Raw genomic sequence first — 13,633 nt, forward strand, 5'->3', positions numbered from 1 at the left:
CGCCGGCAAACCGAAAAGAACGACGCGCACGCGAACGCGCCGAGGACCGAAGGTCACGACGAATGCAGAAGGCCGTCGTCGCCCTGGGTGCCGGCATCGCGATCGCGGCGGGAACCGCAGGTCAGGCCTACGCGGAGTCGATCCAGTCGCAACAGATCTCACAGGACGCCTACGCGACCACCGAGAATCTGATCGTCATCGCCGACGACCTCGGCCGTGCCCAGATCGCCTTGCTCGCGCCGGTCGGTTCGATCCTGCCCGAGGGCTGGGTGCCGGTGGTGACCAGCGCATCGTCCACCACGACCGAACAGCTCAACGTCATCCAGGCCCTCACCGAGGGCGGCAAGCTGCTGCTCGCAGTGCCTGACACGAGCCATGTCCCCGGTGCGTCGACGGCGCTGTCGGGGATCAGTCCGCAGGTCGCGCAGGCTGTGTCGGCGTTGCCGCTGGCCGGAACCCTCGGCAGCGGTGCCGGGGTGCTCGCCCAGATCACCTCGGCCTGGGCGCAGCTGAACCTCATCAACCCGAACACCGTCATCCAGAACATCCTGGCCGACGGTGCCGGCACGCTGGGCGGCGACCAGGTGGTCCAGCATGCCGGTGAGCTCACCGGCATCCCGTCGTTCGACGAGGCCCTGGGCTTCTGGTCCGGCACACACACCACGTCCAACTGGACGGGTACCACCGCCTGGCTGGGTGCCACCGGCACCACCTGGGTCGACCAGGAGCGCGTCACCCTGAACGGGATGACCTCCGAACAGCTGAAGGCGTTGTTCGCCCAGAATCTCAACCAGCCGGATGCGCTGGTGGTGGCGAACGGTTCGACCCATCTGGTCCAGGTGGGGTCGCAGACCGTCGTCATCGTCCCGGCACAGCCCTCCCGCCAGGAATGCGTCACGGTCTTCGGGATCAAGAAGTGCGTGACGATTCCTGCCATTCCCGAAGTCACCCAGGAACTCCCCATCTACGACACCGAATGGGAGGGCGAGACCGACGAGAACGGGAACCAGGTCCACACCACGACCTACGACCCGAATGCCGCGATCCCCGGCGCGTTGTCGGCGCTCGACGGCATCGACGTCGGCGGCTTCTCGGTCATCCAGCGCGAGGCCGGCGGCACCTACACCGGGCCGCTCGGCGGCACGGCCGGTTGGCTGGCCGCCGCCACCCAGGTCGTGGTGCCGGGCACCGGCGGTGCCGACGACTACGTCGCCTCCGTCCCGCTGTACGCCGCGGGTATCAGCTTGCCGGACAACCTCTTCACCACCGGGATGCAGCGGACGCCGGGACTGGTGACCAGCAGCGGCCAGACCGTGGATTCGGTGCTCGGATCCCGGTCGTTCACCATGTCGATCCCCGGATTGGGTCTGGGCTTCGAGCGCACCAGCCTGCTGGAGTCGAGTCACCTCGGACCCGACGGTGCCGCCTACAACTCGGGCTGGACCGTCGCTGCCGTCACGATCGGTGACACGACCATCCCGCTGGTGTACTCCCTGGGTTCGATCAACCTCGGTCCCAACGGGATCGGTGTGAGCGGTCCGTCGTTCATGGGTGTCGGTCTGCCGGGATTCCAATTGGGTTCGGCCCCCAGGGGTTCCGGGTCGACGGCGATCCCGGATGCCTTGTCGGGGATTCTCGGCGACGTCCCGACGTCGGTCATCACGCTCACCCCCGCGCTGCTGTTGCAGCTCGCACAGATCGAGGATCCGACCAACGGGGTGCTCAGCGACCCGATCGGCACTCTCGTCAAAGTCCTCGACCCGCTGTTCACCACCTACGTCACCCCGACCGCCACCCAGATCTCGCAGGCGATCGCCGACGCGGCCACCACCACGCTGAACCAGGTCTCCCACCATGTCGCCCAGACATCGACGCAGGTCGCCGACACCACCGGCGGGCTCGCCACCGGCGCGGAGCAGGGAGCCGCGCAGCTCGCGGCCGCCACCGCCGGTGCCGACGACACCACCACGTCCACCGGGCGTCACGCACTCCCCGAAGGTCACGCGCCGCAGTTCACCAGCAGCGGCACCGACACCCCGCGGCATGCGGTGCCGGAGGACGCGTCGTCGACCGAGGCCGAATTGGATACCGCGCCGACCGTCGACGTGACCCCGTCCGCCGATGACAGTCCGTCCGCCGATGACGCCCCGAGCGCCGACGACACACCGTCGGGCGCATCCACCGGATCCGACGATGCGTCGTCTACCGGCGATGACGCCGACGGCGGCGCGGACGCCGCAGCGACCGAGAGCTGACCGAGTTCGACGCCGATGGCCGCCCGATGTGATGTCGGGCGGCCATCGGCGTCTGCATCGTGATCGGCCGTCGCGCCACGCGCTTTCGGCTCCATTGCGGGGATGAAACGAACCCGTCACCAGCGAGCGTCCACCGGCTGCGGAGCTGCGCGACAACGACCGGACAGCTCTGCGACAACGACCGGGCACCGCTACTCGGCGTCGGCGGCCATGACTGCGGCGCCGGCGGACGCGGTGACCGATCGAGGCCGTGTGGCCGATCCCGAAATCCACTTGTCCCACCCGCCAATCCCGAAATCCACTTGTCCCACCCGCCATCGGCATCCGACAATCCACCCCATGGACATTCACCCCGTGACCGTGGACGATCTGCCGGCGGTGCTCGACGTGGTCGGCCGGGCCTTTGCCGATCCGGCCCACGGCGGCGAGCCGGTGGAGGTGGGGCTCACCGAGCGGCTGTTCGCCGACGCCGGCTTTCTCCCGGCGCTGGCGCTGGCGGCGTGGGTCGACCGGTCGATGGTCGGGATGGTGATCGGCACCCGCGGCCATGTCGGTGACCTGCCCGCCGTCGGCGTCGGTCCGTTGGCGGTCTCCCCCGACCGGCAGGGGCACGGGATCGGGACCGCACTCATGCACGCCGAGCTCGACGCCGCCCGAGCCGCCGGTGAGCGGGTCGTCGCTCTCCTGGGTGAACCGGATTTCTACGGTCGCTTCGGTTTCGGACCGGCCGCCGCCCTCGGCATCGACTCCCCCGACCCCGCCTGGGGCCGCCACTTCCAGGCGCTGCTGCTCGACCGCTCCCCCTGCTCCCGACGGCGTATTCCGTTACGCGGCACCGTTCGACGATCTCTGAGCTATCTCTGAGAGGGTGACGTGGTCAGAGCAGACCGCGCGACTTGAGCGCCAGGTAGCGGTCGGCCAGCGCAGCGGGCAACGCCTCGGGTTCGGCGTCGACGACGTCCACCCCGATCCGTCCGAGTGCGGTCTCGGTGCGGGCCCGCAGCGTCAAGGTCCGTGCCGCGGCCGCAGCCTGGTAGACCTCCTCGGCGTCATCGCGGCGCCCGGCCATCTCGTCGAGCGCCGGGTCGCGGACCGACGCGACGATCACCTTGTGCCGCTGTGCCAGCACCGACAACGGTGCCAGCAGCGACTCCTCCACGGCGGCCGGTTCGACCGGGGTCAACAGAACCACCAGTGCGCGCTGCCGGCTGATCTTGGTCACCTCAGCGGCCAGCAGCGGCCAATCGGCTTCCAGCAGAGCCGGTTCCAGACCGGTCATCGCGTTGACGAACTGTCCGAGGATGCTCGTGCGGCCCACACCCACCACCCGCCGATGGATGATCCGGTCACCGGCGAGCAGATCCACCCGGTCGCCGGCATGTGCGGCGAGTGCGGTCAGCAGCAGCGCGGCGTCCATCGCGGCATCGAGCCGTGGTGCATCGCCGACCCGGCCTGCGGAGGTACGTGAGGTGTCCAGCACGAGGATGATGTGACGGTCCTTCTCCGGCTGCCAGGTCCGCACCACCACCGAGCTGCGCCGAGCGGTGGCCCGCCAGTCGATACTGCGGACGTCATCGCCCTCGACATAGTCACGCAGCGAGTCGAATTCGGTTCCCTGACCCCGAATCCGCACCGCCGACCGCCCGTCCAGCTGGCGTAGACGTGCCAGCCGCGACGGAAGGTGTTTGCGCGAGTTGAACGGGGCCAGCGCCCGCACCGATCCCGGTAGCAGACGGGTGTGCTGGGTGGCGGCCAGCCCCAGTGGTCCGGGCCGGCGGACGGTGGCGCGCAGGGCAAGTCGATCACCGCGGCGGGTGGGCGTGAGCGTGGTGGACACGGTGCGGCGTTCCCCGGGCGGGAGGTCGACGTCGTGGACATTGTGCGACGCACCGGCCGACGGTTGCCAGGAATCCTTGATCCGGCCGCGGAACCGGCGCCGGCCGGTGTTGACCACCACCACGGTGGACTCCCCCGACTCGCCGAGACGCAGTGGCGCCGAGGGCAATCGGAGCAGCGTCACCGCACCGGTGGATCCTGCCGCGACCAGATCGGCCAGCATCAGGATGATCGATCCGAACACCCACAGCAGGGCCACCCAGTAGTGCGGGAACACCAGTACCGGCACGATGCCCACCAGGAGCAGCGCGACGAACCGGCCGGTGACGGTCATCAGCGGGGGACCGGGACCGAATTGATCGCGGCGTCGAGCACCGCCGACACCGACACGCCTTCCAGCTCGGCCTCCGGACGCAGCGTGAGACGGTGTGCCAGAGTCGATTGCGCGAGCGCCTTGACGTCGTCGGGGGTGACGAAGTCGCGCCCCGACAGCCACGCCCAGGCACGGCTGGTCGACAGCAGGGCGGTGGCGCCACGCGGGCTGACCCCGAGCGACAACGACGGCGACACCCGGGTGGCGCGGGCGATGTCGACGATGTAGGCGAGCACCTGCGGGGCCACGGCGACGCGGTGCACCGCCTCGGCACCGGCGAGCGCATCGGCACCCGAGGCCACCGGACGCAGTCCGGCACCGGCGAGGTCGCGCGGGTTGAACCCCGCCGCATGCCGTGCGAGCACGGTGATCTCGTCGTCGCGCGGCGGCAGCGGCAGGGTGACCTTCAGCAGGAAGCGGTCGAGCTGGGCCTCCGGCAGGGGATAGGTGCCCTCGTACTCGACGGGGTTCTGGGTGGCCGCCACCAGGAACGGCTCCGGCAGCGGACGCGGCACGCCGTCCACCGACACCTGACGTTCTTCCATCGCCTCCAGCAGCGACGCCTGCGTCTTGGGCGGGGTGCGGTTGATCTCGTCGGCGAGAAGGAGATTGGTGAACACCGGGCCCGGCCGGAAGGTGAACTCCGAGGTCGCGTTGTCATAGATCAGCGAGCCGGTCACGTCACCGGGCATCAGATCCGGGGTGAACTGCACCCGCTTGGTCTCCACCTGCAGGGCGGCCGCCACCGACCGCACCAGCAGCGTCTTGGCCACCCCGGGCACACCCTCCAGCAGGATGTGCCCACGGCACAGCAGCGCGATGAGGATGCCGGCGACGGCCGAGTCCTGTCCGACAACGGATTTGGCGACCTCGGCGCGGACCGCGGTGAGGGCATCACGCGGGCTCGACGGGGCCGTCGCGGTGGCGTATGCGGTGGTGGGTGTCTCGGGAGTCATGGTGTGCGACGGACTTCCTTCTCGAGGGTGGTCAGTTCGGTGGTGAAGGTCAGTAGACCGGCGTCGTCGGCGGGTAGGGGACCGGCCAGCAGCGCCGACACCTGTCCCGGGTCGCGTCCGGTGATGGTGGTGACGGCATCGCAGATGGTCGTCACCGCGGGATCGTCCACCGGCACAGCGCCGATCGCGTCGATCGCCCGGCCGGGATCGTAGGGGAGACCCAGATAGCCGGACAACCGGTCCAGGGTGTGGACGCGGAGGATCGCGGCCGTGCGGGAGGCGTCGGCGGCCCGCCGGTACAACCGGCCGCGTGAGCGCGTGGTCTCGATCGCGCGGACCACCGCGGGGAGCGGCTCGGTGGCGACCGGACCGAAACGTCTTCCGCGCCAGAGGGCCAGTGCCACCACCACGAAGAACGCGAGCAGGAACGCCGGTCCGATGAATCGGGGCAGGATCGACTGTTCCTCGGAGGCCGAGGCGACGTCGTCGGCCTGCGGGATGTACCAGAGGATGCGGTCGGTGTTCGCCAGCAGCCGCACCGAGACACCGGCGTTGTCGAAGCTTTCGATCTGCTCGTTGGTGGTCATGGAGGCGTTGAGGGCCACCAGGTCTGGGCCGACCAGGCTGTCCGGTGCGATCGCGACCTGGGCGGCATCGCCGACCCGGAAACAGTTGTGTGCGCCGGCCGCGGGCGGACCCGCGTCGAATGCGCGGTAGCCATACGACCGGGCGGTCACCACGTCGCCGGGGTCGATGCCGGCCGCGGTGCAGCCGGCGGCGACCGAATCGCCCGGCGGCACGATGCCCGGGTCGCGATCGCCGTCGATCGGCCAGTCGAGCAGGCTCAGGGTGCCGCTGCTCGGGCTGAGCAGCACGATCCGATCGGCCTCGCGAACGCGATCGGCGAATGCCGCTGCGGTGTCGGGCCGCAGCACCGCGGTGTTGGAGACCACGACGGTGGTGTGCGCGTCGGGTTTCGGCGTGACCCGAAGGTCGGCCAGGCCGCGGACGATCGTCACCTGCACCCCGTGGTCGTCGATGATCGAGGCGAGGACGCTGGTACCGGTGGCGCCATAGTTCTGCGGGTCCAGCAGATACTGGTTTCCCTTGTCGCGGTCCGCGGTTCCGCCGACCAGCACGACCACCGCGATGACCGCCACCAGCAGCAGCACGATCACCGGGATGCCGACCCACAGGCCGATGCGTCGGCGCGTCCGGGGTGCGGCCGGGACCGGGGGAGGGGAGGACTCCTGTGCAGGAGCGGGTGCGGTCATCGCGGTACCGCGAATCCGACGTCGAGCCCGGCATCGGTCCCCGTGCCGGCCGGCCGGGTGGACTTCAGTGCGGTGTCGAGATCGAGGACGGACCGGGCCTGCGTCTCGGTCGCATGTCGGCCACCGTAGGCCACCGAGTCGAACAGGCCTGCGGCGGTGAGGAGTTCGTGCACATGGCCGGGGAACGGCCCCCGAAGCCGGATGGCCACCTCGTGGGCGGTGAGTGACGGTGCGTCGGTCAGCAGGGAGCGTTCGGCGCTGCGGCGGGTGAGGGCGCGCATCGCGTCGCGGACGCATCCGTCGAAGTCGCCGGCGGCCAGGAGCTGTTCGGCGCGGGCCCGGAACGCCTTGGCCGACAACGCCTCCGTGCCGAGTACGGGCTCGATGTCCACTGCGGAGGGGGCTTTGCGCCGGCGTCGCACGAACCGCAACGAGTAGCCGATCAGTGCGAGCGCCAGCACCCCGATCACCACCGCGAAGACGATCGACCAGGTGTTGTCGCCGAAGATCGCCTCGAAGGCACGCTCACCGAACCAGCGCGACAGGCTGTCGGAGAGCCGGTCCAGCCAGCTCGGTTGGTCCGGTTGATAGTTCGACGACGACAGTTCGTCCCGCACCCATTGCCGCGCCTCGTCGTTGCTCGGTGAGAGTCCCTCGGCCAGAACCGAGTACGCGAAGCTCATCGTCGACCCCCGGCGGCCCACTCGGCGAGTTGTACCTGGAATCCCTCACGCCGGATACGCGCATCGACACCCATCACCGCGAAGGCGCAGGCGAGCAGGGGAGCGAGTGTCACCGAGGCGATGACCGCCCAGACGCCGGTGAGGGCGGACTCGGCCAGCGGCGGTATCGCCCACACCTCGCCGACCGCGAAGATCCCGACCTGCAGCACCCAGGAGATGACGCCGCAGATCAGCGTGAGCAACACGAGCACGGCGAGATATCGCCAGAAACCGGGGCCGGACAAGGTCAGGGCCCGGCGCAGCGCATCACCCGGGCGCAGCCCCTCGGTCGTGGCGACGGCCGGAGCCTGACCGAGGCGGACGAGCCCGGCGACCACGCCGATCATCGTGGCCGCCGACACCGCGATGATCGCGACGAGACCACCGGGGGTGTCCGGGAGCCGGTCGACCACGGCGGCCCCCACCACCACCGGGATCAGGCCCAACACCATCGCCGGCGCCGTCGCCCCGACGATCGCGGCGAACCGGTGGCGCACGGTGCCGACGAGGTACGACAGTGATGTCGGCAGCCCGGCGGCGTCGGCGATGACCGTGGGTGCCACCGGCCCGATGAGCGCCAGTGCGATGAGGTCGTAGTTGCCGAGGGCGTCGACGAGGGCGGCCGACCAGGACTCGACGGTGATCTCGCCGTCGGTGACGGCCACCGCGAGGGCGACCGCCGGCATGGTCACCGCCACGACGAGCGCGGTGACCGCGGCGCTGATCCCGAAGTGCTGTCGGGGACTGCGGGTGAGGGTCGCGAATGTGGCGGCGATGATGTCGCCCACCCCGAGCGGACGCAGCGGCACGATGCCCGGCCGATGCGCCGGGGCCGGCTGCTGCCACACCGGGGGAGGCGGCGGCGCACCGATCCCGGAACCCCATCGGGGGCCGGACCCGGGAGCACCGACACCGGGAGCACCGACACCGGGAGAACCGGGATCGGGTGCATTCGGGACCGGCGACCACTCGGGCGGGGTGAATCCCTCCCCGGGCGAGTAGGTCATGGGTGTCCCTCCGATGGTCTGCCCGCCGGATGCCCCCTGCATCCGAGTCGGCGTCCCCCATCCAATCACCGATCGTCGGTGGTGGGGTGAACCCCGCGGAGTCGGATCAATCACCTGGATGACGGCGGATCGCCTGCTACCGTGAAACTAGAACACGTTCTCGTTTCCTGGAGGGGGAGCCCCATGACCGTCGAGTCGGACACCGCGAGTCTGTCGGAGAAGATCAACGCCACCGTCGAGGCCTACGTCGAGTACCTGACCTCGGGTACGGCCGAGCAGATCGCCGACCTGTACGCGCCCGGCGCGACCGTGGAGGACCCGATCGGCGCCGACATCCGCGACACCCGCGAACAGCTCGTCGAGTTCTACTCTGTGATCACGGGTATGGACGAGCGCACCGCCACCCTGAAGTGGAAGCGGGTCGCCGGCGACACCGCGGTCTTCGAGTTCACCCTCGTCACCGGGACCGCCGGTCTGCGCTTCGAGATCACCCCGGTCGACATCATGGTCTTCGACGCCGACGGCAAGATCGCGACGATGCGCGCGGTGTGGGAGGCCTCGGACCTCAAGCAGCTCTGACCCGAAGCACTCACGCCGCCGTGGATCGTGCCGTTCAGAACACAAGGCGGCGTGAGGGTTTCAGCTCAACTCTCGACCTCTACCAGAGGTTGGTTGTTTCACGTAGAACAACGCGGGTGTCATTTGCCGACCGTCAGCGACGACCGGTCGGGCGCAACACGATCTCGGTCGGATGGGCGTCGGCCGGGGTACGGACCGCCTGTGCGACCGCCGCCGCCACCGTCGTCGGCGCGAGGAACCGGGTCGGGTCGTAGTCCTTGCCCTCGATGGCGATCAGCTCACGCTGCATGTCGGTGTCGATCCGGCCCGGGAACACCGACGTCACACGGAGGTCCGGTTCCTCGAGGCGCAGCGCGTCGGCGAGTGCCCGGAGGCCGAACTTGCTCGCGGCGTATGCCGCCCAGCCCGGATTTGCGCGCTTTCCGGCACCCGAGTTGATGAACACGACATGTCCGCCGGCCGCGCGGAGTGCCGGCAACAGCACCCGCGTCAGTTCCGCCACGGCGATCAGATTGACCTCGAGCAGCCGGCGCCACTCGTCGGCCGGGGTCTCGCCGACCGGGCGCAGGCTGCTCCCGATCCCGGCGTTGTGCACCAGCACGTCGAGCCGGTCGATCCCTTCGGCCGCCGCGACGACGGCGTCGTGATCGGTCAGTTCGGCGGTGAACGTCGACGCCCCGAGTTCGGCGGCGATGCCGTCGAGTGCGTCGGAGCCGCGCCCGCCGAGGATCAGGTCGTGGGTGGGGGAGAGCTGTCGGGCGATGGCCGCGCCGAGCCCGCGGGCGGCGCCGGTGATCAATGCGGTGGACACGATCGCGAGCCTACTTCTCGCCGCCCGGCTGCCCGCGGCCCCGCCGGAGGCATGCGCTCAGACGGCAGGCAGGGCCCGGCCGGGGCAGAATCTACGCGTGGCGCGCAACGGATTCACCCAGACGCAGCTCGCGGCCCGGGCCGCGTACCTGCTGCGGGGCAACGACCTCGGCACGATGACCAGTGCCGCACCCCGGCTGTACCCGCACATGTGGAGCTGGGATGCGGCGTTCGTGACGGTGGGTCTGGCCCCGCTCAGCGTCGAGCGCGCGGTGATCGAGATGGACACCCTGCTCTCGGCGCAGTGGAGCAACGGGATGATCCCGCACATCGTGTTCGCCAACGGCCGGGACGGCTACTTCCCGGGGCCGCGCCGGTGGGAGTGTGCCCGTCTGGCCGCCTGTGCCCCCGACTTCCCCGACACCTCCGGCATCACGCAGCCGCCGGTGCACGCGATCGCCGTGCAGCGCATCCTCGACCACTCCCGCCGCCACGGGCGCACCACCCGGGCGGCCGCCGACGAGTTCCTGGACCGCCGCTGGGGTGCCCTGGTGCGCTGGCATCGCTGGCTGGCCCATGCCCGCGATCCGCAGGGCCGGGGCCGCATCACCATCTATCACGGCTGGGAATCGGGGATGGACAACTCGCCGCGCTGGGATGCGGCGTATGCCAACGTCGTCCCGGGTGACGATCTGCCGCCGTATCAGCGTGCCGACCTCGCCCACGTCACCGACCTGTCGATGCGGCCGTCCGACCACGAGTACGACCGCTACATCTGGCTGGTCGAGGAGATGAAGCGCGCCGCCTACGACGACGCCGCGCTGACCACGGCGATGAGCTTCGCCGTCGAGGACGTCTTCGTCAGCGCGATCTTCGCACTCGCCTGTGACGTGCTCGCCACGATCGGGGAGGACTACTCCAAGCCCCGCGCCGACGTCCGCGATCTGCGGGCGTGGGCCGACCGGTTCCGCACCGGGGTGGTGTCGTCGACCAACGAGCGCAGCGGTGCGGCGCGCGACTTCGACCTGCGGGCCAACCGGTGGATCACCACCGAGACCATCGCGATCTTTGCGCCGCTGCTGTGCGGCGGGCTGTCCCGCGACCAGGAGCGGGCGCTGCTGCGGCTGTTCGACGGCCCACGCTTCTGCGGTCATCCGGACCTGCGGTACGCGGTGCCGCCGTCGACGTCGCCGATCTCCCCGGACTTCCGGCCACGCGAGTACTGGCGTGGCCCGGTGTGGCCGGTGATGACGTGGCTGTTCAGCTGGGCCTTCGCGCGGCGCGGGTGGCCGGAGCGGTCGGCGCGGTTGCGTGAGGAGGGGCTGCGGCAGGCCACCGACGGCAGCTTCGCCGAGTACTACGAACCGTTCACCGGTGAGCCGCTGGGCAGCATGCAGCAGAGCTGGACCGCGGCGTCGGTTCTGGACTGGCTGGACTGAGGCCCGCCCGCACGACCATCGGCGCCCATCCGGCCGACCGCATGAGAAGGCCCCGCGGATCAGCCGGTTGTGGCGATCGACGCGGGGCCTGACTCGTTCCCTCGGACAGAGGTCTGGAATTCGGCGGGTCAGTACTCTTCGGCACCCACCAGTGCGTCCTGCGGGTCGACGTGGTGATCGGCGGCCGAGGCCACCCGCACGAAGCTCACCGTGATCAGGGCGACGATGCAGTAGGCGGTCGCGAACCACCACGGTGCGGCCACCGAGCCGAACCACTCGGCGAGGTAGGACACGAGCACCGCGGCGATCGCGGCACCGGCCCAGCGGGGGAAGGAGTAGCCGGCGCTGGACACCGAGCGCGGGGTGGAGCCGTCACCCGACGACATCGCGACGCCGGTGAACAGGGTGTTGAGCACACCGGAGGGGAGACCGGACAGGATCACGGCGACGCCGATCAGCCACACCTGGTGCTCGGCGGTGCCGATGCCGGCGACGATCATGGCCACCGCGTAGGTGCCGATCGCGATCATCACACCGCCGCGTTGTCCGACGGCGCGGGCGAGCTTCGGGGCGATGAAGACACCGGCGATGGCGGTCAGCAGACCCCACCCGAAGAAGATCAGGCCGGCGTAGATCGGCCGCAGTCCCATCGCGATGGGCGCCCACGCGATCACGGTGAACAGTGCGCCGGTGTAGAACGCCGAACCGATCGAGGTGATCAGCAGGGTGCGGTTGCGCAGTGCGAGGATCGGGTCGACGAGCCGGACCTTCGTCCGGGACGAGGCCGGGCCGTCCTTCGGCAGCATCGCCGCACACAGGATCGCACCGATCAGCATCAGGATCGCGGTGCCGCCGAAAGGGGCACGCCAGGTCCACTCGCCGAGCAGGGCGCCGATCAGCGGACCGACGGCCAGGCCCACGCCGAGCGCGGCCTCGTACAGCATGATCGCGCCGTGGTGGCTGCCCTCGGCCTCGCTGACGATGAAGGCCAGGGCGGTGGCCAGGAACAGGGCATTGCCCAGACCCCACAGCACGCGGTAGATGATCAGCTGGTCGATATCGCTGGCGAACACCGAGAGTGCCGCGGCCAGGATGATCAGGGTCAGGCCGGTGACGAGTGTGCGCTTGGGGCCGAAGCGCGACGCCGACCATCCGGTGATCAGCATGGCCACACACTGCACGCCGACGTACACGCCGAACAGCAGGGTCAGCTTGTTGGGCGGGGCGTCGAGCGCCTCGGCGATGCTGTGCAGGATCGGGTCCACCAGACCGATGCCCATGAACGCGACCACCGCGGCGAAGGCGGTGATCCACACGGTGCGGGGCTGGTGGGCGAAGGTCTGGAGGAACGACTGTCCCTCATGGGCGTCGGTGGACGACGACGCCCTGGAATCAACGGTGGTCATACGGCTTCCTCGGAACGGACACTGCGGTGGACGGTTTCTGCGGGGTATCCACTCGACGACGAGTGGGCCCGGTCAGACGGGGGGCTGCCCCTCGAGCGCCGTGTGCAGCGCCTGGAGGGCCGGGGCGGCGGCGGCCAGTGAGGCGCGGTCGTCGTCGGAGAGCTGTTCGACGGCGCGTGCGAGCACGTCGTCACGTCGGTCCCGGACCCGATGCACGGTGTCTTCGCCGTGCTCGGTCAGCGACACCAGCACGGCGCGCCGATCCGAGGGATCGGGGGAGCGCTGGGCCAGGCCGGTGCGGATGAGTCCGTCGATCACGCTGGTCGCGGTGGGCATCCGGATGGATTCGCGGGCGGCGAACTCGCCCATCCGCATGGCGCCGTGGTCGAGCAGGGTCACCAGGGCCGAGGCTTGCGCGGCCGAGTACTCGGGGGCCGGGGTATGCCGACGCAAGGACAGGTACATGCGGGTGATCGCGGGCCGTATCTGCCTCGCGATCGTTGCGCTGTCCGATCCTGCGGTGGTCATGTTCAGATACTCTAATACTTCGAGAATCTAAATAAAAGCGTTGTGGCGCGTTTCACCGGGGGCGGGGCTGGGTAGGTTGGACGGGTGAGCCCGTCGAAGAAGCGACCACTGTCCCCTCGATCGCGCGCGATCCTCTGTGTCGGTGTGCCGATCCAGTTCGCGCTGCAGGGCCTCACGCTCTGGGATCTCGCCCACCGTCCGGCCGATCAGGTGCGCGGCCCCAAGAAGGCATGGGTGGCCGCGAGCTTCGTCAACTTCATCGGGCCGATCGCCTACCTGCGGTGGGGTCGGCGCAACACCCCGCCCCGGTGGCCGCGGCGCCGCCGTCGATCTCGTCACTCTGAGTCGTAGCAGGACGCCGGGGCGTTCCGTTCGAACACGAAGTGCCGCACGCAGATACGGCTGGCTGAGCCGATGAAAACCTCCGCCGGCCGAGTTCGTGACGTCA

General features: G+C 69.9%; 13 protein-coding genes. 5 read left to right on the plus strand and 8 right to left on the minus strand.

Annotated elements, in window-relative coordinates; all coding sequences use genetic code 11:
- The first annotated feature begins 62 nt into the window (after nt 1-62).
- Nucleotides 63-2,255, plus strand: a complete 2,193-nt coding sequence (locus tag Q9K23_RS13110; protein ID WP_261977911.1) for a hypothetical protein — start codon at nt 63-65, stop codon at nt 2,253-2,255.
- A 339-nt stretch (nt 2,256-2,594) separates the two neighbouring features.
- On the plus strand, nt 2,595-3,119 hold the full coding sequence (locus Q9K23_RS13115; RefSeq protein WP_261977910.1) for an N-acetyltransferase: 525 nt from the start codon (nt 2,595-2,597) through the stop codon (nt 3,117-3,119).
- A 13-nt stretch (nt 3,120-3,132) separates the two neighbouring features.
- Here the strand turns inward: Q9K23_RS13115 and Q9K23_RS13120 are convergent, their stop codons facing one another.
- From Q9K23_RS13120 to Q9K23_RS13140, 5 genes are read right to left on the minus strand one after another with little or no spacing between them, the layout of a single operon-like run.
- A complete protein-coding gene (locus tag Q9K23_RS13120; RefSeq protein WP_053777245.1) occupies nt 3,133-4,425 on the minus strand; it encodes a DUF58 domain-containing protein in 1,293 nt (430 codons plus the stop codon).
- The gene (locus tag Q9K23_RS13125) at nt 4,425-5,420 is read right to left on the minus strand and encodes a MoxR family ATPase (protein WP_053777244.1); all 996 of its coding nucleotides are present in this window, start codon (nt 5,418-5,420) and stop codon (nt 4,425-4,427) included. The genes Q9K23_RS13120 and Q9K23_RS13125 overlap by 1 nt, the downstream gene beginning before the upstream one ends.
- The gene (locus Q9K23_RS13130; RefSeq protein ID WP_053777243.1) at nt 5,417-6,694 is read right to left on the minus strand and encodes a DUF4350 domain-containing protein; all 1,278 of its coding nucleotides are present in this window, start codon (nt 6,692-6,694) and stop codon (nt 5,417-5,419) included. The genes Q9K23_RS13125 and Q9K23_RS13130 overlap by 4 nt, the downstream gene beginning before the upstream one ends.
- The gene (locus Q9K23_RS13135) at nt 6,691-7,377 is read right to left on the minus strand and encodes a DUF4129 domain-containing protein (RefSeq protein WP_053777242.1); all 687 of its coding nucleotides are present in this window, start codon (nt 7,375-7,377) and stop codon (nt 6,691-6,693) included. The genes Q9K23_RS13130 and Q9K23_RS13135 overlap by 4 nt, the downstream gene beginning before the upstream one ends.
- On the minus strand, nt 7,374-8,423 hold the full coding sequence (locus tag Q9K23_RS13140; RefSeq protein ID WP_152972730.1) for a hypothetical protein: 1,050 nt from the start codon (nt 8,421-8,423) through the stop codon (nt 7,374-7,376). Before Q9K23_RS13140 ends, Q9K23_RS13135 begins: the two co-directional genes overlap by 4 nt.
- Before the next feature lie 183 nt (nt 8,424-8,606).
- On the opposite strand from Q9K23_RS13140, the gene Q9K23_RS13145 reads away from it, so the two are divergent.
- Complete coding sequence (locus tag Q9K23_RS13145) at nt 8,607-9,002, plus strand: nuclear transport factor 2 family protein (protein WP_020793317.1); 396 nt, start codon at nt 8,607-8,609, stop codon at nt 9,000-9,002.
- A 133-nt stretch (nt 9,003-9,135) separates the two neighbouring features.
- Here Q9K23_RS13145 and Q9K23_RS13150 read toward each other — a convergent pair whose 3' ends face one another.
- Complete coding sequence (locus tag Q9K23_RS13150; protein ID WP_053777240.1) at nt 9,136-9,813, minus strand: SDR family oxidoreductase; 678 nt, start codon at nt 9,811-9,813, stop codon at nt 9,136-9,138.
- A gap of 97 nt (nt 9,814-9,910) precedes the next feature.
- Here Q9K23_RS13150 and Q9K23_RS13155 point away from each other — a divergent pair, with 97 nt between their 5' ends.
- Complete coding sequence (locus Q9K23_RS13155; protein WP_053777239.1) at nt 9,911-11,251, plus strand: glycogen debranching protein; 1,341 nt, start codon at nt 9,911-9,913, stop codon at nt 11,249-11,251.
- A gap of 128 nt (nt 11,252-11,379) precedes the next feature.
- Here the strand turns inward: Q9K23_RS13155 and Q9K23_RS13160 are convergent, their stop codons facing one another.
- Nucleotides 11,380-12,657 carry an MFS transporter gene (locus Q9K23_RS13160; RefSeq protein WP_020792851.1) on the minus strand — a complete coding sequence of 426 codons (1,278 nt, stop codon included), beginning with the start codon at nt 12,655-12,657 and terminating at the stop codon, nt 11,380-11,382.
- Nucleotides 12,658-12,729: 72 nt separating this feature from the next.
- Nucleotides 12,730-13,185, minus strand: coding sequence for a MarR family transcriptional regulator (locus tag Q9K23_RS13165; RefSeq protein WP_053777238.1), 456 nt, complete (start codon nt 13,183-13,185; stop codon nt 12,730-12,732).
- Between the two features lie 144 nt (nt 13,186-13,329).
- Here Q9K23_RS13165 and Q9K23_RS13170 point away from each other — a divergent pair, with 144 nt between their 5' ends.
- Nucleotides 13,330-13,536 carry a PLDc N-terminal domain-containing protein gene (locus Q9K23_RS13170; protein WP_315972008.1) on the plus strand — a complete coding sequence of 69 codons (207 nt, stop codon included), beginning with the start codon at nt 13,330-13,332 and terminating at the stop codon, nt 13,534-13,536.
- Nucleotides 13,537-13,633 lie beyond the last annotated feature (97 nt).

It is taken from the genome of Gordonia sp. NB41Y (genome assembly GCF_030718915.1).
GTDB lineage: Bacteria > Actinomycetota > Actinomycetes > Mycobacteriales > Mycobacteriaceae > Gordonia > Gordonia desulfuricans.

Excerpts from the sequence above, each read along its gene's own strand:
- Q9K23_RS13110 (WP_261977911.1), top strand. The coding sequence starts at position 63 with ATGCAGAAGGCCGTCGTCGCCCTGGGTGCCGGCATCGCGATCGCGGCG.
- Q9K23_RS13115 (WP_261977910.1), top strand. The coding sequence starts at position 2,595 with ATGGACATTCACCCCGTGACCGTGGACGATCTGCCGGCGGTGCTCGAC.
- Q9K23_RS13120 (WP_053777245.1), bottom strand. The coding sequence starts at position 4,425 with ATGACCGTCACCGGCCGGTTCGTCGCGCTGCTCCTGGTGGGCATCGTG.
- Q9K23_RS13125 (WP_053777244.1), bottom strand. The coding sequence starts at position 5,420 with ATGACTCCCGAGACACCCACCACCGCATACGCCACCGCGACGGCCCCG.
- Q9K23_RS13130 (WP_053777243.1), bottom strand. The coding sequence starts at position 6,694 with ATGACCGCACCCGCTCCTGCACAGGAGTCCTCCCCTCCCCCGGTCCCG.
- Q9K23_RS13135 (WP_053777242.1), bottom strand. The coding sequence starts at position 7,377 with ATGAGCTTCGCGTACTCGGTTCTGGCCGAGGGACTCTCACCGAGCAAC.
- Q9K23_RS13140 (WP_152972730.1), bottom strand. The coding sequence starts at position 8,423 with ATGACCTACTCGCCCGGGGAGGGATTCACCCCGCCCGAGTGGTCGCCG.
- Q9K23_RS13145 (WP_020793317.1), top strand. The coding sequence starts at position 8,607 with ATGACCGTCGAGTCGGACACCGCGAGTCTGTCGGAGAAGATCAACGCC.
- Q9K23_RS13160 (WP_020792851.1), bottom strand. The coding sequence starts at position 12,657 with ATGACCACCGTTGATTCCAGGGCGTCGTCGTCCACCGACGCCCATGAG.
- Q9K23_RS13165 (WP_053777238.1), bottom strand. The coding sequence starts at position 13,185 with ATGACCACCGCAGGATCGGACAGCGCAACGATCGCGAGGCAGATACGG.